At 60.7% G+C, this 23,343-nt stretch carries 22 protein-coding genes; 15 read left to right on the forward strand and 7 right to left on the reverse strand.

Annotated features, from left to right (window positions below; all coding sequences use genetic code 11):
• Window positions 1–56: 56 nt before the first annotated feature.
• Complete coding sequence (locus AC1MDC_RS06080; RefSeq protein WP_085697447.1) at window positions 57–923, reverse strand: LysR substrate-binding domain-containing protein; 867 nt, start codon at window positions 921–923, stop codon at window positions 57–59.
• Window positions 924–1,108: 185 nt separating this feature from the next.
• Here AC1MDC_RS06080 and AC1MDC_RS06085 point away from each other — a divergent pair, with 185 nt between their 5' ends.
• Window positions 1,109–1,270 carry a hypothetical protein gene (locus AC1MDC_RS06085; RefSeq protein WP_170929710.1) on the forward strand — a complete coding sequence of 54 codons (162 nt, stop codon included), beginning with the start codon at window positions 1,109–1,111 and terminating at the stop codon, window positions 1,268–1,270.
• Between the two features lie 145 nt (window positions 1,271–1,415).
• Window positions 1,416–1,532, forward strand: coding sequence for a cytochrome c oxidase subunit CcoM (ccoM, locus tag AC1MDC_RS06090; RefSeq protein ID WP_305880187.1), 117 nt, complete (start codon window positions 1,416–1,418; stop codon window positions 1,530–1,532).
• 271 nt (window positions 1,533–1,803) lie between these two features.
• Here the strand turns inward: ccoM and AC1MDC_RS06095 are convergent, their stop codons facing one another.
• Both AC1MDC_RS06095 and AC1MDC_RS06100 read right to left on the reverse strand, forming a co-directional pair.
• On the reverse strand, window positions 1,804–3,279 hold the full coding sequence (locus AC1MDC_RS06095; protein WP_085697448.1) for an inorganic phosphate transporter: 1,476 nt from the start codon (window positions 3,277–3,279) through the stop codon (window positions 1,804–1,806).
• Between the two features lie 376 nt (window positions 3,280–3,655).
• Entirely contained in the window at window positions 3,656–3,856 is a 201-nt protein-coding gene (locus tag AC1MDC_RS06100; protein ID WP_007957826.1) for a hypothetical protein, read from the reverse strand.
• Window positions 3,857–3,902: 46 nt separating this feature from the next.
• Here AC1MDC_RS06100 and AC1MDC_RS06105 point away from each other — a divergent pair, with 46 nt between their 5' ends.
• The 12 genes from AC1MDC_RS06105 (at window position 3,903) to pcaC (ending at window position 15,546) form a co-directional block, all read left to right on the forward strand.
• Entirely contained in the window at window positions 3,903–4,070 is a 168-nt protein-coding gene (locus AC1MDC_RS06105) for a hypothetical protein (protein ID WP_170929711.1), read from the forward strand.
• 427 nt (window positions 4,071–4,497) lie between these two features.
• Window positions 4,498–5,340 (forward strand): pca regulon transcriptional regulator PcaR, encoded by an 843-nt coding sequence (pcaR, locus tag AC1MDC_RS06110; RefSeq protein WP_007917109.1) that lies wholly within the window; start codon window positions 4,498–4,500, stop codon window positions 5,338–5,340.
• A 294-nt stretch (window positions 5,341–5,634) separates the two neighbouring features.
• The gene (gene pcaK, locus AC1MDC_RS06115) at window positions 5,635–6,981 is read left to right on the forward strand and encodes a 4-hydroxybenzoate transporter PcaK (protein ID WP_085697449.1); all 1,347 of its coding nucleotides are present in this window, start codon (window positions 5,635–5,637) and stop codon (window positions 6,979–6,981) included.
• 282 nt (window positions 6,982–7,263) lie between these two features.
• Entirely contained in the window at window positions 7,264–8,121 is an 858-nt protein-coding gene (locus AC1MDC_RS06120; RefSeq protein ID WP_003222404.1) for a CoA transferase subunit A, read from the forward strand.
• Window positions 8,121–8,900 (forward strand): CoA-transferase subunit beta, encoded by a 780-nt coding sequence (locus AC1MDC_RS06125; RefSeq protein WP_480392669.1) that lies wholly within the window; start codon window positions 8,121–8,123, stop codon window positions 8,898–8,900. Before AC1MDC_RS06120 ends, AC1MDC_RS06125 begins: the two co-directional genes overlap by 1 nt.
• Window positions 8,897–10,102: a 3-oxoadipyl-CoA thiolase gene (gene pcaF / locus AC1MDC_RS06130; RefSeq protein WP_480392670.1), complete on the forward strand. Its 1,206-nt coding sequence runs from the start codon at window positions 8,897–8,899 to the stop codon at window positions 10,100–10,102. The genes AC1MDC_RS06125 and pcaF overlap by 4 nt, the downstream gene beginning before the upstream one ends.
• Window positions 10,103–10,138: 36 nt before the next feature.
• A complete protein-coding gene (gene pcaH, locus AC1MDC_RS06135; protein WP_227234670.1) occupies window positions 10,139–10,843 on the forward strand; it encodes a protocatechuate 3,4-dioxygenase subunit beta in 705 nt (234 codons plus the stop codon).
• 1 nt (window position 10,844) lies between these two features.
• Window positions 10,845–11,411, forward strand: a complete 567-nt coding sequence (gene pcaG, locus AC1MDC_RS06140) for a protocatechuate 3,4-dioxygenase subunit alpha (protein WP_085697453.1) — start codon at window positions 10,845–10,847, stop codon at window positions 11,409–11,411.
• Between the two features lie 220 nt (window positions 11,412–11,631).
• Complete coding sequence (locus tag AC1MDC_RS06145; RefSeq protein ID WP_085697454.1) at window positions 11,632–12,927, forward strand: MFS family transporter; 1,296 nt, start codon at window positions 11,632–11,634, stop codon at window positions 12,925–12,927.
• A 47-nt stretch (window positions 12,928–12,974) separates the two neighbouring features.
• The gene (locus AC1MDC_RS06150) at window positions 12,975–14,339 is read left to right on the forward strand and encodes a 3-carboxy-cis,cis-muconate cycloisomerase (RefSeq protein ID WP_480392671.1); all 1,365 of its coding nucleotides are present in this window, start codon (window positions 12,975–12,977) and stop codon (window positions 14,337–14,339) included.
• A 12-nt stretch (window positions 14,340–14,351) separates the two neighbouring features.
• Window positions 14,352–15,143, forward strand: a complete 792-nt coding sequence (gene pcaD, locus AC1MDC_RS06155; protein ID WP_085697455.1) for a 3-oxoadipate enol-lactonase — start codon at window positions 14,352–14,354, stop codon at window positions 15,141–15,143.
• Window positions 15,144–15,153: 10 nt separating this feature from the next.
• A complete protein-coding gene (gene pcaC / locus AC1MDC_RS06160; protein ID WP_011332825.1) occupies window positions 15,154–15,546 on the forward strand; it encodes a 4-carboxymuconolactone decarboxylase in 393 nt (130 codons plus the stop codon).
• 51 nt (window positions 15,547–15,597) lie between these two features.
• On the opposite strand, the gene AC1MDC_RS06165 is transcribed toward pcaC, so the two are convergent.
• Both AC1MDC_RS06165 and AC1MDC_RS06170 read right to left on the reverse strand, forming a co-directional pair.
• Window positions 15,598–16,413 carry a methyltransferase domain-containing protein gene (locus AC1MDC_RS06165; protein ID WP_480392672.1) on the reverse strand — a complete coding sequence of 272 codons (816 nt, stop codon included), beginning with the start codon at window positions 16,411–16,413 and terminating at the stop codon, window positions 15,598–15,600.
• A gap of 167 nt (window positions 16,414–16,580) precedes the next feature.
• Complete coding sequence (locus AC1MDC_RS06170) at window positions 16,581–17,840, reverse strand: OprD family porin (RefSeq protein WP_480392673.1); 1,260 nt, start codon at window positions 17,838–17,840, stop codon at window positions 16,581–16,583.
• Window positions 17,841–18,233: 393 nt separating this feature from the next.
• On the opposite strand from AC1MDC_RS06170, the gene AC1MDC_RS06175 reads away from it, so the two are divergent.
• Complete coding sequence (locus AC1MDC_RS06175; RefSeq protein WP_139832571.1) at window positions 18,234–18,662, forward strand: hypothetical protein; 429 nt, start codon at window positions 18,234–18,236, stop codon at window positions 18,660–18,662.
• A 57-nt stretch (window positions 18,663–18,719) separates the two neighbouring features.
• Here the strand turns inward: AC1MDC_RS06175 and emhC are convergent, their stop codons facing one another.
• Both emhC and emhB read right to left on the reverse strand, forming a co-directional pair.
• Window positions 18,720–20,180: an efflux RND transporter outer membrane subunit EmhC gene (gene emhC / locus AC1MDC_RS06180; RefSeq protein WP_085702660.1), complete on the reverse strand. Its 1,461-nt coding sequence runs from the start codon at window positions 20,178–20,180 to the stop codon at window positions 18,720–18,722.
• A complete protein-coding gene (gene emhB, locus AC1MDC_RS06185) occupies window positions 20,177–23,341 on the reverse strand; it encodes an efflux RND transporter permease subunit EmhB (RefSeq protein WP_480392674.1) in 3,165 nt (1,054 codons plus the stop codon). The genes emhC and emhB overlap by 4 nt, the downstream gene beginning before the upstream one ends.
• Window positions 23,342–23,343 lie beyond the last annotated feature (2 nt).

Below are 23,343 nucleotides of genomic sequence, written 5' to 3' on the forward strand. Positions count from 1 at the left end.
TTGTCCCGAGGGAAGGGCGACAAACGGATAGATTTAATCCGACGTATCCAAAAAATTCACGCGTTCGCGGTTTCCTCCAGCCACTGGCAGAAGCTTTGCGCCGCCGGTGTGGGCGGGCGTTGCGGGGTGACCAGCCAATAGCCGATATCGCCGAGCATCGGCGGCGTGTCGAAGGCCGGCACCAGGGCGCCTTCCTTGATTCGTCGTTCGATCATTCGCTGGCGACCCATGGCAATGCCCTGACCGGCCACGGCCGCTTCGACGACGATGTTGTAGTCGTGGAGCATGACGCTGGGCACATGAGCCAGATCGATGCCGCTGTGTTGCTGCCAGTCGATCCATTCGAACGGCTGGTGCGATTTGGCCATCAGCAAGGGCCCGTTGTTCACGCCTTTGGCCTTGAAGTCCGGGCTGCACACCGGTGTCAGGGTTTCGCCCATGAACCGGCGGGCCTCGACTCTCGCCCAGCCGCCCTTGCCATAGCGGATCGCCAGATCCACCTCGCCGGCGTCGACGTCGGCCAGTTGCACGGCGGGCAGCAGCTCGACATGGATGTTCGGGTATTTCGCGTGGAAGTCCGCCAGACGTGGTGCCAGCCATAAAGTGGCGAAGGAAGCGAGCAGACCGATGCGCAGAGTGGTGGGGCGCTCGCCGCGCAGTTCGTGGGTGGCGGCGGCAATCGCGGCCAGGGCCGGTTGGATTTGCCGGTAATACTGTTCGCCGGCAGGTGTCAGATCGATCGCCCGGGTGCGGCGCACGAACAATCGCTGATCGAGGAATTCTTCGAGTTTGTGCACCTGATGGCTGATCGCGCTTTGGGTCACCGACAGCTCATCGGCAGCCTTGATGAAACTCAAATGACGGGCCACGGCTTCAAAAGCGCGCAAGGCCATCAGCGGGGGCAGATCCTGATGCAGGGGCACGACGCAGATCCTTCTTATTAACGGCAAAGCGCCGATTGTGCGGGCAAATCCGGTGGGCGGTACATGAATTGTTGTACAGCGTTTAGGTCAGTGGCTGGTCAGCGCCTGCGTCAGGCCGCATTATTGGCGCAGTCCTGTCGGTGAACCGGCAGTTGTGATTCAGTCCAAGCGATGCACCGAACGCCATGAGCCAAGACGACAAGCTGATCGACCTCAACACTGAACGCGCCAAGCGGATCCATGACCTCAACGAGAAGCGCCTGAATGAGGTACGCCAGGCTTTCGAGCAGGCCATGCCGTTGGGCAAGCCGAAGAAAAAGCCAAAAAACAAACCGAAAAAGCGTTGATCTCCCCTGCATCCTTTGATGCAGGTCAGTTATTTCCCTTCCTTTCCTCCGTGCGGTGACCGGCATTGATCCCGGTCAATTCCTGCGCCTGCCTGATTGGTTAACTTGGTTCCATCGCAGCAGAGCAGGGGCCAGGAGGCCAGTCATGTTTTTCGATAACGTGGTGTTTGCCGGGGTCCTGACTGTGGGCCTGATGGTTCTGTTTTTTGCAGGGTTTGGATTTTTTATCTGGAAGGATGCGAACAAGCGCAAGAAGCGTTGATTCTTCTGGATTTGATGAGCACGCAAGGCATTTTGGGCAACTTCGGTTGCCCTTTTTTTTGTCTTCCTGGCGGCCTTTTGGCCGACCATGCTTTGAGTGTTTTTTGTGAATATCGGTTTTTCGGGTGTTGCGGCTGGCGGACTGCTTTTGCTTTGATCGTTCCCCACGCTCTGCGTGGGAATGCCGCCCGGTACGCTCCGCGTCCCATTTCTGGAAGCAATAAAAAAGGCGTGATCCTTGCGAATCACGCCTTTTTCATTACAGCTGTCTATCAGCTACCCAGCGCTTTCGACGCCAGCCAGAACAGGCCGGCCGACAGGGCGACGGTGGCCGGCAGGGTCAGGACCCAGGCCAGCAGGATGGTTTTCACCGTGCCGCCTTGCAGGCCGCTTTTGTTGGCGACCATGGTGCCGGCCACGCCCGAGGAAAGGACGTGGGTGGTGGATACCGGCAGGCTGAAGATGTTGGCCAGGCCGATCAGGCTGGCGGTGGTGATCTGGGCCGACATGCCTTGCGAGTAGGTCATGCCTTGCTTGCCGATCTTCTCGCCGATGGTCAGTACCACGCGTTTCCAGCCGACCATGGTGCCCAGGCCCAAGGCCAGGGCGACCGCCAGAATCACCCAGAACGGGGCGTATTCGGTGGTGGTGGTCAGGTCTTTGCGCAGCTTGTCCAGGTCGGATTTCTCACGCGGGGCCAGGCCTGGCAGTTTGCTGACCTTCTTCGCAGTGTCGTCCAGGCAGAGCAGGTAGCGACGCACTTCGATGCGGCTTTCCGAGGACAGCGAGTGGTAGTCCGCTACACCTTTAAGGGTGTCGAGCAGGGCGGCGATGGTCGGTTCGGTCTGTTGCGGGTTGCAACGGAATTTCTCCGGCAGGTCGCCTTCCACGCTTTTGCCCAGCGCCAGGAACTCGCCCAGGGTGTCGGCGTTGCGCTTGTAGAACTGGCTCAGGTGCAGGGTCGCGTCACGAGTACGCTCGATCTGGTAGGTGGTGCTGTTCAGGTCGAGGACGAACTGCGCAGGCACGATACCGATCAGTACCAGCATGATCAGGCCGATACCTTTCTGACCGTCGTTGGAACCGTGCACGAAGCTTACGGCCATGGCCGAGATCACCAGGACCAGACGGTTCCAGAACGGTGGGTGCTTCTTGTCGTCGATCTTGCGGCGCTGTTCCGGCGTCTTGTGCATCTTCGACAGCGGGCGCCACCATTTCAGGCCGATCAGCACCAGCGCGGCGATCAGGAAGCCCGCCATCGGCGAGAACACCAGCGAGGCGCCGATATCGATCGCTTTCTGCCAGTTGACGCCGTCGGCCAGTGGAATTTCGTTGATCAGGGCGTTGGCCAGGCCGACACCGAGGATCGAACCGATCAGCGTGTGCGAACTGGAGGCCGGGATACCGAAGTACCAGGTGCCCAGGTTCCAGGCGATCGCGGCGGCGAGCAGCGAGAACACCATTGCCAGACCATGGCCGGTGTTTACGTTGATCAACAGTTCTACGGGCAGCAGGTGCACGATGGCATACGCCACGCCAACGCCGCCCAGCAATACGCCGAGGAAGTTGAACACGCCCGAGAAGAACACCGCCAGGTGAGGCGGCATCGCTTTGGTGTAGATAACAGTGGCTACCGCGTTAGCGGTGTCATGAAATCCATTGATGAACTCGAAGGCGAGGACAAATGTCAGGGCGAGCAGGAGGCTCACAAGCACCCAGGCATCCAGTCCGCTGAATAAATCGATCATGAAGGTTTTCTGACCCGGTCATAAGGGGGCGCGATTATGCCAGAAAAGACTGGAAATCGATCCCCTACCTGCTCATCGGTTACCGACTTCGCCAAATTAATTTGTATCAAGGTGCATTACCCGAGCTTTCTGCAGGGTTTTGCAAGCCATTGATTCAATTGATAAAAATGCGAGGCGTAGACGAATTGGCCGGTTGTCGGGAGGAGGCTGAAACTTGTATGAAATATCTCAGAAACGCGTCTGACATACTCCAGACCTGCGCAATACAGGGGGAATTGGCCGCTGCCCGCGGGTAGCGGGCGCGTAAGGCATCGTCAGTCCACCGTGCTTGTAACCCGGTGAGTACGCTTACCCTCGAAAGATGCAAAGAACGGTTTCAAGGCTCTTCGGCTTTGAGTTCCTCTTCCATTTTTTTCAGTTCTTGCTGGAAGACCTGATCCTGAACGGTAGGGCGTTTACGCCAGGCTTTGCGTTCCGGTTCGGGCTGGGCGGCGTAGGTGGTGACTTCCCCGCCGTAAACTTCCTTGTAACGTTGTTCCTGGCGCTCAAGTTCCGCGCGCAGTTCGTCTTTCGTCACAGTGCTACCTGTATGAGTTGAGATAAATATCCGGTGAACGCACTGCATGAAGCATTTAACCGGTTCGTCGACCAACGCTTGCCTGGACAGGCAGCGGTGTTATCGGGAAGACGGCCGGGACTTCCATGTTGCAGGCGGCTACGGCACCAGATTAAAACTGACGCAGCATCAGTTTCCTGTTTCAGCGAGCGCGCTGGCGGTGCATGAGCAATGAGCATCAGGCGCTGGCCGGGGCTGGCGGCGATGGACATCGCGCCAGCGGGTGGCACCGTCGGCAAATAAAAAGCGCGGTGTCACTGAGGTGCATTATAGCGGCCGATTCGGGATTGACTATCTTTGCCAAGTTAAAAACGTTTGCGCATGTGTGATTGTTTTGTGACGTGCAACTTCCGGCAATAGTTGCATCTTTGTTGCGCAGTGTTTGATTTCTGGCGCCATTTAGTCGGACAACTAAGGCTCGTTAACTATGCAGGCGTTCCAGGTTCAAAACTGCTCGGAGCAGCGCGCCGGAGGAGGTCAGGGCGATTGCGATTATCGGTCGACGGTTCGATAATCGCCCGATGTTGGCGGTCTGTCGCTTGTGTATCTGCCGGCGAGCCGCTTGTATAGCCGTTGATCCGAACAAGAAAAAAAGGAACCACATGAACGATCAAATGCGCAATTCCTTCACCTCGGTAGCGCCGCCGATCGTCGCTTCGCCGGCCAAGCGTATCCAGGCCCTGACCGGCGATCCGGATTTCATGACCTCACTGGCCCGTGGCCTGGCGGTGGTGCAGGCGTTTCAGGAGCGCAAGCGCCACCTGACCATCGCCCAGATCAGCCACCGCACGGAAATTCCCCGCGCCGCCGTGCGCCGTTGCCTGCACACACTGATCAAACTCGGCTACGCCACCACCGACGGGCGCACTTATTCACTTCTGCCCAAAGTGCTGACCCTCGGACACGCCTATCTGTCCTCGACACCGCTGGCGGTCTCGGCCCAGCCGTACCTCGACCGCATGAGCGAGCAACTGCACGAAGCCTGCAACATGGCCACACTGGAGGGCGACGACATCCTCTACATCGCCCGTTCGGCAACCACTCAGCGTCTGATTTCGGTTGACCTCTCGGTGGGCGGGCGTTTGCCGGCGTATTGCACGTCCATGGGACGGATTCTGCTGGCAGCGCTGGACGACACCTCGCTGCGCGAATACCTCGACCACGCCGAACTAGTGGCCAAGACCAGCCGCACGATTCACACCCCCGACGCCTTGCTCGAATGTTTGCAGGAAGTCCGGCAGCAGGGCTGGTGCATCGTCGATCAGGAACTGGAGCAAGGCCTGCGTTCGATTGCCGTGCCGGTCTACGATGCTTCCGGCCAGGTGGTGGCCGCGCTCAATGTCAGCACCCATGCCGGTCGCGTCAGCCGCACCGAACTTGAGCAGCGCTTTCTGCCCGGCCTGTTGAGCGCCAGTCGTGACCTCAGTGCGCAGTTGTTCGCCTGATGAACCTGTTCGATAAACGCACAGAGTTGCGTTTATCGAATTGACGCTAAAACCCTCGGATCATTAATGTCGCGGCAGCGTCATCCGGCGCGAATGTGAATGAGCTCGCCGGATTGTCGACTCCCATAATAATGACAAGAGGCAACTTCCCATGCGCACGTTCCCCGACTGTCGCCGCTCCTGTTCCTGTTGCCGGTATTAGCGCAACGCCCGATTTCTTCCTTATATAGTTGTGACCGTGCCGCTCTCTGGCCGGCCGCCGTTCGACTGCGTTTTTTGCGTGGAATAAAAATAATGAACCAGCCTCAGTCCGCTGTAGGTCACTGCCTCGATGTGCAGTCCTTCATCAATGCCCAACCGATCTCGCGCTATCAGTGGCGCGTCGTGATCCTGTGTTTCCTGATTGTGTTCCTCGATGGCCTCGACACCGCGGCCATGGGTTTTATTGCTCCGGCGCTTTCCCAGGACTGGGGCATCGACCGCGCCAGCCTCGGCCCGGTGATGAGCGCCGCGCTGATCGGCATGGTCTTCGGTGCGCTGGGCTCCGGTCCGCTGGCTGACCGCTTCGGGCGAAAAGTCGTACTGGTCGGCGCGGTTTTTCTGTTCGGTGGTTTCAGCCTGGCCTCGGCCTACGCGACCAACGTCGATCAGTTGCTGGTGCTGCGCTTCCTCACCGGTCTGGGGCTGGGGGCCGGCATGCCGAACGCTACCACGCTGCTGTCGGAATACACCCCGGAGCGCAAGAAGTCGTTGCTGGTGACCAGCATGTTCTGCGGCTTCAACCTCGGCATGGCCGGCGGCGGATTTATTTCGGCCAAGCTGATCCCGGCATTTGGCTGGCACAGTCTATTGCTGATCGGTGGGATTCTGCCTCTGATCCTCGCTGTGGTGTTGCTGCTCTGGTTGCCGGAATCGGCGCGTTATCTGGTGGTGCGTAATCGTGGCACCGACAAGGTACGCAAGACTCTCGCACCCATTGATCCTGCCACCGTCGCTCAGGCCGCGAGTTTCAGTGTGCCGGAACAGAAAACCGTCAAAGCACGCAACGTGTTCGCGGTGATTTTCTCCGGCACTTACAGCGTCGGTACGTTGCTGCTGTGGCTGACCTACTTCATGGGTCTGGTGATCGTTTATCTGTTGACCAGCTGGCTGCCGACCTTGATGCGTGACAGCGGCGCGAGCATGGAGCAGGCGGCGTTTATCGGCGCGCTGTTCCAGTTCGGCGGGGTGTTGAGCGCGGTCGGCGTAGGCTGGGCGATGGACCGGTTCAATCCGCACAAGGTGATCGGCATTTTCTACCTGCTGGCCGGGGTGTTTGCCTACGCCGTGGGGCAGAGTCTGGGCAACATCACGTTGCTGGCGACGCTGGTACTGGTGGCGGGCATGTGCGTCAACGGCGCGCAATCGGCGATGCCCTCACTGGCGGCGCGGTTTTATCCGACTCAGGGCCGCGCGACCGGTGTCTCGTGGATGCTCGGGATCGGCCGCTTCGGCGCGATTCTCGGGGCGTGGATGGGCGCCACCCTGTTGGGCCTGGGCTGGAATTTCGAGCAAGTGCTGACAGCGCTGGTGATTCCGGCGGGCCTGGCTACGGCAGCGGTCGTGATCAAGGGCCTGGTCAGTCACGCGGACGCGACTTGAGTTTTATTGCAGGATCGTTCCCACGTCGAACCGGCCTCAGCGGTTGTTCCACATTGGGCTCCCGAAGGAACGCGGAGCGTCCCGGGCTGCATTCCCACCCAGAGCGTGGGAACGATCAGTGACGGAAAGATAGGTTGATAACAATCTGTTCGATAAACGAACACTCAGTCGATTATCGGATTGTTTGGCGAAAATCAGCGGCTTAATCTTCAGTGACTCCGGCGCAGAACCTCGCGCCTTTTTATTCACTGGCGATTCATTACAAAAACGGGAGCCCGCTCCATGGCTGAGATCCTTTCGCTGCACGACGCGGTGAAGCAATTCGTCAACGACGGCGACACCGTCGCGCTCGAAGGCTTCACTCACCTGATCCCTACGGCGGCGGGTCATGAAATCATTCGTCAGGGCAAGAAAGATCTGACCCTGGTGCGGATGACGCCTGACCTGATCTACGACCAACTGATCGGCGCCGGCTGTGCACGCAAGCTGATCTTCTCCTGGGGCGGCAACCCTGGCGTAGGTTCGCTGCACCGTCTGCGCGACGCGGTCGAGAAACAATGGCCGCATGCGCTGGAAATCGAAGAGCACAGCCACGCCGACCTGGCCAACGCCTACGTCGCTGGCGCCTCCGGCCTACCGTTCGCAGTGCTGCGGGCCTACGCCGGTTCCGACCTGCCGAAGGTCAACCCGCTGATCAAATCCGTGACTTGCCCGTTCACCGGCGAAGTGCTGGCGGCGGTGCCGTCGGTGCGTCCGGACGTGACCGTGATCCACGCCCAGAAGGCCGACCGTCAGGGCAACGTGCTGCTGTGGGGCATTCTCGGTGTGCAGAAAGAAGCCGCACTGGCCGCCAAGCGTTGCATCGTCACCGTCGAAGAAATCGTCGACAACCTCAACGCGCCGATGAACGCCTGCGTGCTGCCGACCTGGGCCTTGAGCGCGGTCTGTCATGTACCCGGTGGCGCGCATCCGTCCTACGCCCACGGTTACACCGAGCGTGACAACCGTTTCTATCAGGCGTGGGACCCGATCGCCCGCGACCGTGAGACGTTTACTGCGTGGATCAACGAATACATCCATGGCTGCGCTGATTTCAGCGAGTTCCAGGCCAAGTTGGCCGCTGCTTCGGAGGCCAAGTAATGACTTACACCACCAATGAAATGATGACCGTCGCCGCGGCCCGTCGCCTGAAGAACGGCTCGGTGTGCTTCGTCGGCATCGGCCTGCCGTCGAAAGCCGCCAACCTGGCGCGCCTGACCTCGTCGCCGGACGTGGTGCTGATCTATGAGTCGGGCCCGATCGGCGCCAAACCCAGCGTATTGCCACTGTCGATCGGTGACGGCGAACTGGCGGAAACTGCTGACACCGTCGTGCCCACCGGAGAGATTTTTCGCTACTGGCTGCAGGGCGGGCGCATCGACGTCGGTTTTCTCGGCGCAGCGCAGGTCGACCGTTTCGGCAACATCAACACCACCGTGGTCGGCGACTATCACCAGCCGAAGGTCCGTTTGCCGGGTGCCGGTGGCGCGCCGGAAATTGCCGGCTCCGCCAAAAGCGTGTTGATCATCCTCAAGCAGTCGGCGCGTTCGTTTGTCGACAAGCTCGATTTCATCACCTCGGTCGGCCATGGCGAGGGCGGCGATTCGCGCAAACGTCTGGGGCTGCCGGGCGCCGGCCCGGTCGGGATCATCACCGACCTGTGCATCATGGAGCCGGAAGAGGGCACCAACGAGTTCGTAGTCACCGCGCTGCACCCGGGCGTGACCCGTGAGCAAGTGGTCGCCGCCACCGGTTGGGCCATTCGTTTTGCCGACAGTGTGGCCACCACTACTGAACCGACCGAAGTCGAGCTGGCCGCCCTGCGCGATCTCGAAGCCCGTACCGCAGCGGCCCACGGCCAGGCACCGGGAGAAGCATGATGCGTGACGTTTATATCTGCGATGCGATTCGTACGCCCATCGGTCGTTTCGGTGGCGGTCTGGCGGCGGTTCGCGCTGACGACCTGGCCGCCGTGCCGATCAAGGCCCTGATGGAGCGCAATCCGTCGGTGGACTGGAGCGCCATCGACGAAGTATTCCTCGGCTGCGCCAACCAGGCCGGCGAAGACAACCGCAACGTCGCGCGCATGGCGCTGCTGCTGGCCGGTCTGCCGGAAAGCGTTCCGGGCGTCACCCTCAACCGTCTTTGCGCGTCCGGCATGGACGCCATTGGCACCGCATTCCGCGCCATCGCCAGTGGCGAAATGGAGCTGGCGATTGCTGGCGGCGTCGAGTCGATGTCCCGCGCACCGTTCGTTATGGGCAAGGCCGACGCGGCGTTTTCGCGCAACATGAAACTGGAAGACACCACCATCGGCTGGCGTTTCATCAACCCGTTGATGAAGGCGCAGTACGGCGTCGATGCGATGCCGCAGACCGCCGACAACGTCGCCGACGATTACGAAATTTCCCGCGAGGACCAGGACGCTTTCGCGCTGCGCAGCCAGCAACGTACTGCCGCTGCCCAGGCTGCCGGCTACTTCGCCGAGGAAATCGTCGAAGTGCGCATCGCCCACAAGAAGGGCGAAACCGTGGTCAGCCAGGACGAACACCCTCGCGCCGACACCACGCTTGAAGCGTTGAGCAAACTCAAACCGGTCAACGGCCCGGACAAGACTGTCACCGCCGGCAACGCTTCGGGCGTGAATGACGGTGCCGCCGCGCTGATTCTGGCCTCGGCCGAGGCGGTGAAAAAACACGGCCTGACCGCTCGCGCCAAAGTGCTGGGCATGGCCAGCGCCGGGGTCGCTCCACGGGTGATGGGCATCGGCCCGGTGCCGGCGGTGCGCAAGCTCACCGAGCGTCTCGGCGTGGCGGTCAGCGACTTCGATGTGATCGAACTCAACGAAGCTTTTGCCAGCCAGGGTCTGGCGGTGCTGCGCGAACTGGGGCTGGCGGACGACGCGGCCCAGGTCAACCCGAACGGCGGCGCGATTGCCTTGGGTCATCCGTTGGGCATGAGCGGCGCGCGTCTGGTGCTGACCGCGCTGCATCAGCTGGAAAAGACCGGTGGCAAGAAAGGTCTGGCGACCATGTGCGTCGGTGTCGGCCAGGGTCTGGCCCTGGCCATCGAGCGCGTCTGACGCAAGCCGTGACGAAAAAGAACAGAGGAAAGCGAAATGACTGACAAGCCTGGTTACCGCCGCCCGCAGGAAGGCACCCAGCCGCCGTACCTGCACCCGACCTATCAATCCACCAATCTGCGCTCGCCGTCCAAGCCGTTGGTGTTTCTGCCGCATTCGCTGTCGGAAATCACCGGCCCGACCATCGGTGCCGAGCGTGTGGCCGACACTGACAACGATCTGACCGCCCAGCATCCAGGTGAGCCATTGGGCGAGCGGATCATCATTCACGGGCGTGTGCTCGACGAAGACGGTCTGCCGGTACCGGGAATTCTGGTGGAGATCTGGCAGGCCAACGCCGCCGGTCGCTACAACCACGCCCGCGACCTGCACGACGCACCGCTGGACCCGAACTTCACCGGCACCGGCCGCACCGTGACGGATGCGGACGGCTGGTATCAGTTCCAGACCATCAAGCCCGGCGCTTATCCATGGGGCAATCACCACAACGCCTGGCGCCCGGCGCACGTACATTTTTCGCTGTTCGGGCCGAGCATTCTGACGCGCCTGGTCACGCAGATGTATTTCCCGGGCGATCCGCTGCTGGCGTACGACCCGATCTACAACTGCGTGCCGGACACCTCGGCCAAGGAACGCCTGATCGCCGCTTTCGATCTGGAAAAAACCATTCCGTCCTACGCCCTCGCTTATCGCTGGGACATCGTGCTGCGCGGCCGCGAAGCCACGCCGATGGAGAAATGAGATGACCCTGACTGCGACCACGTCCCACACCGTCGGGCCGTATTACCACATCGGCCTGACCTGGCTGAACCGTGAGCACCTCGCCAATGAACTGACCCTCGGCCAGCGCGTGGCGATCAGCGGGCAAGTGGTGGATGGCAACGGCGATGTCGTCAACGACGCCATGCTCGAAGTCTGGCAGGCCAACGCCGCCGGCAAATACGATCACCCGGAAGACGAGCAGGCCAAACCGCTCGACCCGAATTTCGAAGGCTTCGGCCGGGTGCCGGTGGATGCCGAAGGGCGCTTTCGTTTCACCACGATCAAGCCGGGCACGGTCGAAGGCCTGAAGGGCACGACCCAGGCGCCGCACCTGGTGGTGCTGGTGTTCGCGCGCGGTCTGGTGAAGCACTTGCTGACGCGGATTTATTTCGAAGGCGATCCGGCGAACGTCAATGACCCGCTGCTCGAATGCGTACCGGCCGAGCGCCGCGCCACGTTGCTGGCGAAGCCGGATGCAGCGGGTGTTTATCAGTGGAATGTGATCCTGCAGGGCACTGATGCGGAAACCGTGTTCTTCGATTATTGAAAGAACACCGATCGTTCCCGCGCAGAGTAGTGATCGTTCCCACGCTCCGCGTGGGAATGCCGCCATGGACGCTCTGCGTCCACTGTGACGCGGAGCGTCACGGTATGCATTCCCACGCAGAGCGTGGGAACGATCTGAGGTCCGTGTTGGTGATCCAATGTGGAACGGGACTGTTGCGAAGTGTGTCTAGACTCTCACTGTCCCTATCGAGTGAAAAACAATGACAACCCTCACCTCCCATTACACCGGTGAAGAGCGCAGCAAGCGCATCTTTGCCATTGTCGGCGCGTCGTCCGGCAACCTCGTCGAATGGTTCGACTTCTACGTCTACGCCTTCTGCGCGATCTATTTCGCCCCGGCGTTCTTCCCCTCCGACAACCCCACGGTGCAACTGGTAAACACGGCAGGCGTATTCGCCGCCGGGTTCCTGATGCGACCGATCGGCGGCTGGATATTCGGTCGGGTGGCCGACAAGCACGGGCGCAAGAACTCGATGCTGATCTCGATCCTGATGATGTGCTTCGGCTCGTTGCTGATCGCCTGTCTGCCAACTTACAAGGACATCGGCGTCTGGGCGCCGTTGCTGCTGCTGTTCGCGCGTCTGCTGCAAGGCCTGTCGGTGGGCGGTGAGTACGGCACCACTGCGACCTACATGAGCGAAGTCGCGCTCAAGGGCCAGCGCGGGTTCTTCGCCTCGTTCCAGTACGTGACCCTGATCGGCGGGCAACTGCTGGCGGTGCTGCTGGTGGTGATCCTGCAACAGTTCCTGTCCGAAGAGGAATTGCGTGCCTACGGCTGGCGGATTCCGTTCGTGGTCGGGGCGGTGGCGGCGCTTATTTCGTTGTTCCTGCGACGCACGCTGAAAGAAACCACCAACAAGGAAACGCGTGAGCACAAGGACGCCGGCAGCATCAGTGCGCTGTTGCGCGACCACAAGGCCGCGTTCATCACCGTGCTCGGTTACACCGCCGGCGGCTCGCTGATTTTCTACACCTTCACCACGTATATGCAGAAGTACCTGGTGAACACCGCCGGCATGCACGCCAAGACGGCCAGTTACATCATGACCGGCGCGCTGTTCCTGTACATGTGCATGCAGCCGCTGTTCGGCATGCTCGCCGACAAGATCGGCCGACGTAACTCGATGCTCTGGTTCGGCGGCCTCGGTACGCTGTTCACGGTGCCGATCCTGCTCAGTCTGAAAAGTGTCGGCAGCCCGTTCCTGGCCTTCGTGTTGATCACTCTGGCGCTGGCGATCGTCAGTTTCTACACCTCGATCAGCGGCCTGGTGAAAGCCGAAATGTTCCCGCCGGAAGTCCGCGCCCTCGGCGTCGGCCTGGCGTATGCGGTGGCCAACGCGATCTTCGGCGGTTCGGCAGAATACGTCGCCCTGAGCCTCAAGGCTGGAGGGATGGAAAACGCGTTCTACTGGTATGTCACGATCATGATGGCCGTGGCGTTCCTGTTCAGCCTGCGCCTGCCCAAAGAAGCGAAGTATTTGCACCACGACCTTTAAAACCGATGCGCGCGGGCCACATCGGCCCGCGCCGGCAAGGACTGTTTATGACTCAGCGACCGGGCAATCAATTGTTCGATGCCTACTTTACTGCCCGCGATATGCGCGACGTGTTCTGTGATCAGGGCCGGGTGCAGGCGATGCTCGACGTTGAAGCGGCGCTGGCCCGGGCCGAAGCGCGGGTCGGGTTGGTTCCGGCGGGTGCTGTGGCGTCGATCGAAAACGCCTGCCGCGCCGGGTTGTTTGATTTCGCAGCGCTGGGCGAGGCGATTGCCACGGCCGGCAATTCGGCGATTCCGCTGGTCAAGGCGTTGGGCAAACAGATCGCCGCGACCGATGCCGAAGCCGAGCGCTACGTGCATCTGGGCGCTACCAGCCAGGATGTGATGGATTCCGGGCTGGTGCTGCAATTGCGTCAGGCGCTGGAGTTGATTGAAGGGGAACTGGCGCAGCTGGCCGACTCCCTCGCCATTCAGGCGCAGCGCCACGCCGCGATACCGCTGGCCGGGCGCACCTGGCTGCAACATGCGACGCCGGTGACGCTCGGCATGAAGATCGCCGGCTGGCTCGGCGCCGTGACCCGCAGCCGGCAGCGTCTGCGCGAACTCAAGCCACGGCTGCTGGTGCTGCAATTTGGCGGCGCGTCCGGCACCCTCGCTGCGCTCGGCGAGCAGGCGTTGCCGATTGCCCGGGCGCTGGCCGAAGAACTGCAACTGACTTTGCCGGAACAGCCTTGGCATACCCAGCGTGATCGCATCGTCGAATTTGGCGCTGTGCTTGGGCTGATCGCCGGCAGCCTCGGCAAATTCGGCCGCGACATCAGCCTGTTGATGCAGACCGAAGCGGCGGAAGTGTTCGAACCCTCGGCGCCGGGCAAGGGCGGTTCCTCGACCATGCCGCACAAACGCAATCCGGTGGGCGCGGCGGTGTTGATCGGCGCGGCGACGCGGGTGCCGGGGCTGGTGTCGACGCTGTTCAGCGCCATGCCTCAGGAGCACGAACGCAGCCTTGGCCTGTGGCACGCCGAATGGGAAACCCTGCCGGAAATCTGCTGCCTGGTGTCCGGCGCGCTGAAACAGGCCCGGCTGCTGGCCGACGGTCTGGAAGTCGATGCCGCGCGCATGGCCCGTAATCTGGAACTGACCCAAGGCCTGGTGCTGGCCGAAGCGGTGAGCATTGTGCTCGCGCAACGGGTCGGCCGCGATACCGCGCATCATCTGCTCGAGCAATGCTGCAAACGGGCGGTGGCCGAACAGCGGCAACTGCGGGCGGTACTCGGTGACGAACCGCAGGTAACCGCCGAACTGAGTGCTACCGAACTGGATCATCTGCTCGATCCCGCCCACTACCTTGGTCAGGCGCAGGTCTGGGTCGAGCGGGCAGTGGCCGAACACAACGCATTGTCTGATTGAAAGGAGAGGGCTGTGGCTTTCGTTCAACTCGCCGATGGCGAACTGCATTACACATTGGAAGGCCCGGTCGATGCGCCGGTGCTGGTGCTGTCGAACTCGCTGGGCACCGACCTGCACATGTGGGACGTGCAGATGCCGGCCTTCACCGAACATTTTCGCGTGCTGCGTTTTGATACGCGCGGGCACGGCCAGTCGCTGGTGACTCCGGGCCCTTACAGCATCGAGCAACTGGGCCGCGACGTGCTGGCGCTGCTGGATGCGCTGCATATCGAACGCGCGCATTTCTGCGGTCTGTCGATGGGCGGCCTGATCGGCCAGTGGCTGGGGATCAACGCCGGCCAACGTCTGAACAAACTGATCGTGTGCAACACTGCGGCGAAAATCGGCGACCCGTCGGTGTGGAATCCGCGCATCGAAACCGTGCTGCGCGACGGCCCGGCGGCGATGGTCGCGCTGCGTGATGCGTCGATTGCCCGCTGGTTTACTCCGGATTTTTCCGCCGCCCATCCGGCGGCGGCCAAGCAGATCACCGACATGCTGGCCGCGACCCATCCTGAAGGTTATGCCGCCAACTGCGCGGCGGTGCGCGATGCGGATTTCCGTGAGCAGTTGTCGTCGATCACGACGCCGCTGCTGGTGATCGCCGGTACCGAAGATGCAGTGACGCCACCGTCCGGCGGGCATTTCATTCAGGAGCACGTGCGCGGTGCCGAGTACGCCGAGTTTTATGCGGCGCACCTTTCCAACGTTCAGGCCGGCGACGCGTTCAGCGACCGTGTGCTGACCTTTTTGCTGGCCGATTGAGGGGATTCCCGTGGACGAGAAACAACGTTACGACGACGGCATGCAAGTGCGCCGCGCGGTGCTCGGCGACGCTCATGTCGATCGCAGCCTGACCACGCTGACCGAGTTCAACTCGGAATTCCAGGAGATGATCACCCGTCACGCCTGGGGCGATATCTGGACTCGCCCGGGCCTGCCGCGTCACACCCGCAGCCTGATCACCATCGCGATGCTGATCGGCATGAACCGTGAAGGTGAACTCAAGTTGCACTTGCGCGCGGCGGCCAATAATGGCGTGAGTCGCGGCGAGATCAAGGAAGTGATCATGCAGAGCGCGATTTACTGCGGGATTCCGGCGGCGAATGCGACGTTTCATCTGGCCGAGTCGGTTTGGGATGAGCTGGGCACCGAATCACGCGAGTAATCGTTGAATTCAAAGGATCGCAGCCAGTTGAAGACTGCGATCCTTCGAACCTCACACCTTGGCGACAATGAAAATCCGCTTGAACGCAAACAACGTATGGCCGTTTTCCTCCTGCGGATAATGCGCATGCACCCGCATCAGGTAGTGATAAATGAAGCGCGCCTGTTCCTCTGACGTCAGCCCCAGCATCACCGGTCGCAGCGCCGACACCTTCACCCAGTCATATACCGGCGACTTGCCGTCGACCACCTGCAACTGCTCGGTTTCCCAGATATCCAGCGACCGGGTCAGTGGCGCAAGCAAACGGTAGTAATCCTCCAGCGACAATAACGGCCGGGCCGCCATGCGCTCGCGCAGTTGTGGGCTGCCCAACGGTTTGCCACCGGGGCCGGCATCGTCGAGGGTGTCGAGCATCAGCCGGTACCACAGCGCATCGCGCCAGTCCGGCATGTGCGCGGCCAGACAACCGCCAGGGTTGAGGTGGCGGAGCAATCCCGGCAACAGCGTTCGATGGTCATCGATGAAGTGCAGCACGGCTGCGGCGAACAACAGGTCGGCCGGCTTGCGGGGTTTCCAGCGTTGCAGGTCGGCGTGTTGCCAGCGCGCCTTGATCGGCAGGCAACGGGCGACCTGAAGCATGTCCTGCGAACTGTCGATGCCTTTGAGGTTTGCCAGCGGCCAGCGATCTGCCAGAACCTTCGTGGCAATCCCGGTGCCGCAACCGAGGTCATAAATGCGTTGAGGATTGTCCAGGTCGACACGACCGAGCAATTCATCGACCGGTTGTTGCCTGAGACGGGAAAACTGCTGGTACGCCTTGGCATCCCAGTCCTTGTCGGCGGGAGCCGGTTTGAGTCGGGTGATCATGAGGTGGTCCTCCGGTGATCAGCAGGGTCTTCCGATGACAACCTGGCCAAGTCTTGAGGACCTACATCAACAGATAACGGAAGCGAAGAGGGTGGAGCACCTGAGTCCTTCAGGTTTTTCCACTCTAGATGATGGCTGGTGCAACGCCAGCCATTCGGACAGGCGGCCTAGAGCAGGCTGATCGGATAGCTGACGATCAGACGGTTTTCGTCGAACTCGTTGTTGCTGAAGTCACGACGCATGGTCGAGTTGCGCCATCTGACGTTCAGGTTCTTGAGCGCGCCGCTTTGTACGGTGTAGCCCAGTTCCGATTCGCGGCCCCATTCCTTGCCGTCAGTGATGGTGCCGGTGTGCACGTTGTCGCCGCTGATGTAGCGGTTCATCAGGGTCAGGCCGGGCACGCCGAGGGCGGCGAAGTTGTAATCGTGGCGCAGTTGCCAGGAACGTTCCTGCGCGTTGTCGTAGCTTGCGTTGTAGCTGTCGTTGGCCAGAGTGCCGCCGCTGGTGCCGTTGACGCGCATCCAGGCGCTGTCGCCGGTGAGCTTTTGCAGGCCGACGTAGAAGGTGTTGCCGCCGTATCGCGCCGAGAACATGCCCGACCAGGTCTTGTTGTCGAGGTCGCCGGCACGGGCACTGCCGTCGTCCTTGCCGTAGAAGAAACCGAGGTTGGCGCCCAGGGTCCAGTCGCCGACCGGCTGGCTGTGAATCAGGTTGACGTATTGCTGGCTGTAGATGTCCTTGAGCTCGGCGTTCCACAGGCCGATCTGGGTGCGCTTGTCGTTGAACACGTATTCGCCGCCCTGGAAATTGAAGCGATCCGAGGTGAAAGCGGCTTTGCCGGTCATCGACATGTCGCTCATGCTGCTGTCGTCACGGGGGCTGTTGGCGCGGAACTGACCGCCGTAAAGGGTCAAGCCGTCGATTTCCTTCGAGGTGACCTGGCCGCCGCGAAAGGTCTGCGGCAGGGAGCGACCGTCGTCCGAACGCAGGATCGGCAGCACCGGCATCCACTCGCCGACCTTCACTTCGGTCTGCGACAGCTTTGCCTTGAACGCGACGTTGGTGCGGCCGAAGTTGTCCGCGGGGCGCCCGTCACGATCGAGCGGCAACAGTTGCGTGCCGCCCGTGCCTTTGCCGCCATCGAGCTTCACCGAATACAACCCCAGCACATCCATGCCGAACCCGACGGTGCCCTGGGTGAAGCCGGACTTGGCGTCGAGGATGAAGTTCTGCGTCCACTCTTCAGCCTTGCCCTGAGCCTTGGTCGGGTTGGTGAAGTTACGGTTGATGTAGAAGTTGCGCAGGTTCAGGTTGACCTTGGCCCCTTCGATGAAACCGGCTTCTTCAGCCGCGGCGGGCAGCGCGACGCCGGCCAGGGCGAGGGCGATCAGGCCGGGAAGTGCGTAGGGCGCAGGGGACGTTGTCATGTTCTCGGGTCTCTCTTGTTTTTTTGGGCGAACGGGGACGCTGCGGCCGTTTCTGAGGCGCAGGAATTCAATGGAATCAGGGGGCGAGCGGCGGCGATCAGCCGGATGGAGCAGGGCGCGGGAGCATGGTGTCGAACCTGTTGTTATTGGTTTTGTAGGGCAAATGGTGCGGGGAATTAACTGGAGGGTTCAATTGGCAAAAGCGGGTTTTGGGCGATTATCGAACGCAAGATAGATGACTGACATTTAGAATATTTCGATCTAAATATTAAATCCAACCATCTTTAATTGTTGCTGGACCTGTCAGATATGACAGTTGTTCTGATTGCGGATTTTCCCTAACGTTATTGTGCAAGGTAAATATGAAATTCAATTTTTTATGGGACGAATGATATGAATAGTTCAAAGCAGCCTGTTGGTTCAATGACGGTGCAACATCATATAGGTGGTCAGGTGGTAACACTTCATACCACTTCTTTTAGGTTTTTCCCTAAAGGGGAAAAATTTGCTTTGCTCGCTTATTTTGGAAACGATGGTGAAGAAGCACCAGTTTTGCAACTGAAGTGCAGTAGTAAATTAACTACTGGAACGTATCCCATCGAAATAAAAGAAAGTGAGTCGACGGTATCCGCAACCTGGGGAGTGGGAACGCTGGAGGGACTCTTCGGCGTTCGTGGTACAGGTGAAATTGAATTGAAAAAATTTTCATCTTCATTAACAGCTAACTTGATTGAAGGTTCTTTGTCGTTCCGAATTAAAGAGAGTGGAGTACCAGAGGAGCAAAAGGTGGTAGTCGAAGAGTTTAAAGTAGAGGAAAAATGATTATTGAAGTTTTGTCGCTGCAATAAAAAGCCCACTGTTTAGTGGGCTTTTTTTGAGTCAGAACAACTTCATCTTCGGCGCTTCTTCTTTCAGCGGCTCGTTCTGCGCGGTCTGCGCATTCCAGCCACCGCCCAGTGCCTTGTACAGGTTGACCGCACTGGTCAGCTGCGCGAGGCGGTCGGTGATCAGGGCTTGTTGGGCACTGAACAGCTGACGCTGGGCATCGAGGAAGGTCAGGTTGCTGTCGACGCCAATGCGATAGCGACGCTCGGCCAGGCGGTAGTAATCCTGGTTGGCAGCGACGAAATCACGCTGGGCCTGCAACTGCTCGGTGTAGGTCTGGCGCGCGGCCAGGCCATCGGCGACTTCCTGGAAGGCCGTTTGAATGGACTTCTCGTAGTTCGCCACGCCAATGTCCTTCTGGATCTTGGCGTAGTCGAGGCTGGCGCGCAGGCTGCCGGCGTTGAAGATCGGCAGGTTGATCTGCGGCTGGAACAGCCACGTACCCGAACCGCCCTTGAACAGGCCGGACAGGTCCGGGCTCAGGCTGCCCGCGTTGGCGGTCAGGCTGATGCTCGGGAAGAACGCTGCGCGGGCCGCGCCGATGTTGGCGTTGGCCGCCTTCAGGTTGTATTCGGCCTGAAGGATGTCCGGACGACGTTGCAGCAGATCCGACGGCAGGCCGGCCGGCACGTCGGCCAGCAGGTCATCCGACAGCGGTTTGGCCGCTTGCAGGTTGGCCGGCACACCGGTGCCGAGCAGCAGAGTGAGGCTGTTTTCGTCCTGGGCGACCTGGCGGGTATAACGCGCCAGTTGAGCCCGGGCGTTCTCGACCGAAGTGCGCGACTGTGCCAGGTCCAGCGCCGAAGCCACACCGACTTCATTGCTGCGGCTGGTCAGCTTGTAGCTTTCCTCGAAGGCACCGAGGGTGTCCTGAGTCAGCTTGAGCAGTTCCTTGTCGGCCTGCCAGGTCAGGTAGGCATTGGCCACGCTGGCCACCAGACTGATCTGGGTGCTGCGGCGCGCTTCTTCGGTGGCGAAGTATTGTTGCAGCGCTTGTTCACTCAGGCTGCGAACCCGACCAAACAGGTCGAGTTCGTAGGCGCTGATGCCGACGGTAGCGGAGTAGGAACTGGTGATCGTCGAATCACCGGTCTGCGACGCACGGGCCGGAACCCGCTGACGGCTGCCGCTGGCATTGGCCGACACGGCCGGGAACAGATCGGCACGCTGGATGCGGTATTGAGCCGCGTAGGCGTCGATGTTCAGCGCCGCGACACGCAGGTCGCGGTTGTTTTCCAGGGCGACCTGGATCAGCTGCTGCAGGGCAGGGTCATGGAAAAACTGCTTCCAGCCCTGTTCGGCAGCGGCCTGCGCCGGTGCCTCGGCCGGCGAGTACGCCGGGCCCTGCGGGAATTGCGCAGCCACCGGTGCTTCAGGCTGCTGATAATCCGGTATCAGCGAGCAACCGCTCAGCACGAACGCGGCGACTGCGATGGAGAGTAGCGACTTGCTCATTGGCCAGCCTCTTTAGGAGTTTCGATGGTGTCATCCTTGTCGGCGTTTTTGCGCTGACCCATGGACGACACAGTGACGAAGAACAGTGGGACCCAGAAGATCGCCAGAACGGTGGCAGTGATCATACCGCCAATCACCACGGTGCCGATTGCGTGCTGGCTGCCCGAACCTGCCCCGGTGGAAATTGCCAGAGGCACCACGCCGAGGATGAACGCCAGGGACGTCATGATGATCGGACGCAGACGCATGCGGCAAGCCTCGATGGCGGCATCGCGCAGACTGCTGCCCTGTTCGTGCAGTTCCTTGGCGAATTCGACGATCAGAATGGCGTTTTTCGCCGCCAGACCAATGGTCGTCAACAGACCCACCAGGAAGTACACGTCGTTGGACAGACCGCGCAGACTGGTCGCCAGCAATGCCCCGATGATCCCCAGCGGTACGACGAGCACGACGGCGATAGGAATCGACCAGCTCTCGTAGAGAGCCGCCAGACACAGGAACACCATCAATAGCGACAGCGCGAACAGTGCCGGCGCCTGCGAACCTGCCAGACGCTCTTCATAGGACAGACCGGTCCAGGAAATACCGACACCCTTCGGCAGTTTGGCAGCAATCGCCTCGACCTCGGCCATGGCTTCACCGGTGGAATAGCCAGGCGCCGGGGCACCGAGAATCTCGACCGCTTCCACACCGTTGTAACGCGACAGCTTCGGCGAACCGTAGATCCACTCCCCCTTGGCGAATGCGGAGAACGGAACCATGGTGCCGCTGGCGTTACGCACATACCATTTCTTGAGGTCTTCCGGGCTCATGCGCGAGTCCGGCTGGCCCTGTACGTACACCTTCTTCACCCGACCACGGTCGATGAAGTCGTTGACGTAGCTACTGCCCAGCGCAATCGACAGGGTGTTGTTGATGTCGGAGATGGTGATGCCCAGAGCACTGGCCTTCTCGTCGTCGATTTCCAACTGGAACTGTGGTTCGTCGTTCAGACCGTTCGGACGCACCTGCGACAGCACTTTGCTTTGCGCGGCCATGCCCAGGAACTGGTTACGCGCGGCCATCAGTTGCTCGTGACCGATACCGGCACGGTCCTGCAGGAACACGTCGAAACCGGTGGCGTTACCCAACTCCAGTACGGCCGGCGGGGCAAAGGCGAACACCATTGCATCGCGGAAGGTGAAGAAGTGCTGCTGGGCGCGGGCGGCGAGTTTGAACACGCTGTTGTCGGCGTTCCGCTCGTGCCACGGCTTGAGCATGATGAACGCCATGCCCGAGCTCTGGCCACGGCCGGCGAAGTTGAAGCCGGTCACGGTGAACACCGACGCTACGGCGTCGCCTTCACCGCCATCCTTGGTCGGACGCAGCAGGAACTCACGCATTTCATCCACGACCACCTGAGTGCGCTGGGCACTGGAACCGGCCGGGGTCTGCACCTGGGCGAACAGTACGCCCTGGTCTTCTTCCGGCAGGAAGGACGATGGAATACGCATGAACAGCCAGATCATGCCGATCAGAATCAGCGCGTAGGCCAGCAGGTACGGCACTTTCTGACGCAGAATGTTACCGACACCGCGCTCGTAGCTTTTGACGCTGCGGTCGAAGTTGCGATTGAACCAGCCGAAGAAACCTTTTTTCGGGGTGCCATGTTCGCCGTGCGGAATCGCCTTGAGCATGGTGGCGCACAGCGCCGGGGTGAAAATCAGCGCAACCAGTACCGACAGCGCCATGGCCGAGACGATGGTGATCGAGAACTGTTTGTAGATCACGCCGGTGGAACCACCGAAGAACGCCATCGGCAGCAGAACCGCCGACAGTACCAGGGCAATACCGACCAGGGCGCCCTGGATCTGGCCCATGGACTTTTTGGTCGCTTCCTTGGGTGACAGCCCTTCCTCGGCCATGACCCGCTCGACGTTTTCCACCACGACGATGGCATCGTCCACCAGCAGACCGATGGCCAGCACCATGCCGAACATGGTCAGGGTGTTGATGCTGAAACCGGCGGCCGCGAGGATGCCGAATGTACCGAGCAATACCACCGGCACGGTCATCGTGGTGATGACGGTCGCGCGGAAGTTCTGCAGGAACAGGAACATCACCAGGAACACCAGCACGATCGCTTCGACCAGGGTTTCAACCACGCCCTTGATCGACTCGGTCACCACCGGGGTGGTGTCGTACGGGAACACGACTTCCATGCCTTGCGGGAAGAACGGCTTGAGGCTGTCGATGGTGTTGCGCAGTGCTTTTGCAGTGTCGAGGGCGTTGGCGCCGTTGGCCAGTTTCACCGCCAGACCGGAAGCCGGGCTGCCGTTGAACTGGGCGCTGATCGCATAGTTCTCGCCACCCAGGCCTACGTCGGCGACGTCTTTGAGGCGAACCTGCGAGCCGTCCTTGTTGACCTTGAGCAGAATCTCTTTGAACTGCTCGGCGGTCTGCAGACGGGTCTTGCCGATGATCGTGGCGTTCAGCTGCTGGCCCTGCACGGCAGGCAAGCCACCGAGCTGACCGGACGAAACCTGGACGTTCTGCGCCGCAATCGCGGTTTTCACGTCGACCGGGGTCAGGTTGAAGTTGTTCAGCTTGGCCGGGTCGAGCCAGATGCGCATCGCGTACTGGGCACCGAAGACCTGGAAGTCACCGACACCGGCGGTCCGCGAGATCGGATCCTGCATGTTCGACACGATGTAGTTGGACAGGTCGTCCTTGGTCATGCTGCCGTCACGCGACACCACACCGATCACCAGCAGGAAGTTCTTCACTGCCTTGGTCACGCGGATACCCTGTTGCTGCACTTCCTGCGGCAGCAGCGGGGTGGCCAGGTTCAGCTTGTTCTGGACCTGGACCTGCGCGGTGTCGGAGTTGGTGCCTTGCTCGAAGGTCGCGGTGATGGTCATGCTGCCGTCGGAGTTACTTTCCGAGGACACATAACGCAGGTTGTCGATACCGTTGAGTTGCTGCTCGATCACCTGGACCACGGTGTCCTGAACCGTCTGTGCCGAAGCACCCGGGTAGGTCACGGAGATCGCAATGGCCGGTGGCGCAATGCTCGGGTACTGGTTGATCGGCAGCTTCAGGATCGAAAGTGCCCCGACCAGCATGATCACCAGGGCAATTACCCAGGCGAAAATCGGACGGTCGATGAAAAATTTTGACATGG

It is taken from the genome of Pseudomonas sp. 1 (assembly GCF_056626735.1).

Coding starts and splice junctions, on each gene's coding strand:
- AC1MDC_RS06175 (WP_139832571.1), top strand. CDS start 18,234: ATGAATAGTTCAAAGCAGCCTGTTGGTTCAATGACGGTGCAACATCAT.
- ccoM (WP_305880187.1), top strand. CDS start 1,416: ATGTTTTTCGATAACGTGGTGTTTGCCGGGGTCCTGACTGTGGGCCTG.
- emhC (WP_085702660.1), bottom strand. CDS start 20,180: ATGAGCAAGTCGCTACTCTCCATCGCAGTCGCCGCGTTCGTGCTGAGC.
- AC1MDC_RS06150 (WP_480392671.1), top strand. CDS start 12,975: ATGACTCAGCGACCGGGCAATCAATTGTTCGATGCCTACTTTACTGCC.
- AC1MDC_RS06095 (WP_085697448.1), bottom strand. CDS start 3,279: ATGATCGATTTATTCAGCGGACTGGATGCCTGGGTGCTTGTGAGCCTC.
- AC1MDC_RS06120 (WP_003222404.1), top strand. CDS start 7,264: ATGGCTGAGATCCTTTCGCTGCACGACGCGGTGAAGCAATTCGTCAAC.
- AC1MDC_RS06170 (WP_480392673.1), bottom strand. CDS start 17,840: ATGACAACGTCCCCTGCGCCCTACGCACTTCCCGGCCTGATCGCCCTC.
- AC1MDC_RS06105 (WP_170929711.1), top strand. CDS start 3,903: ATGAAGCATTTAACCGGTTCGTCGACCAACGCTTGCCTGGACAGGCAG.
- AC1MDC_RS06145 (WP_085697454.1), top strand. CDS start 11,632: ATGACAACCCTCACCTCCCATTACACCGGTGAAGAGCGCAGCAAGCGC.
- pcaR (WP_007917109.1), top strand. CDS start 4,498: ATGAACGATCAAATGCGCAATTCCTTCACCTCGGTAGCGCCGCCGATC.
- AC1MDC_RS06125 (WP_480392669.1), top strand. CDS start 8,121: ATGACTTACACCACCAATGAAATGATGACCGTCGCCGCGGCCCGTCGC.
- pcaH (WP_227234670.1), top strand. CDS start 10,139: ATGACTGACAAGCCTGGTTACCGCCGCCCGCAGGAAGGCACCCAGCCG.
- pcaF (WP_480392670.1), top strand. CDS start 8,897: ATGATGCGTGACGTTTATATCTGCGATGCGATTCGTACGCCCATCGGT.
- AC1MDC_RS06165 (WP_480392672.1), bottom strand. CDS start 16,413: ATGATCACCCGACTCAAACCGGCTCCCGCCGACAAGGACTGGGATGCC.
- AC1MDC_RS06085 (WP_170929710.1), top strand. CDS start 1,109: ATGAGCCAAGACGACAAGCTGATCGACCTCAACACTGAACGCGCCAAG.
- emhB (WP_480392674.1), bottom strand. CDS start 23,341: ATGTCAAAATTTTTCATCGACCGTCCGATTTTCGCCTGGGTAATTGCC.
- pcaG (WP_085697453.1), top strand. CDS start 10,845: ATGACCCTGACTGCGACCACGTCCCACACCGTCGGGCCGTATTACCAC.
- pcaK (WP_085697449.1), top strand. CDS start 5,635: ATGAACCAGCCTCAGTCCGCTGTAGGTCACTGCCTCGATGTGCAGTCC.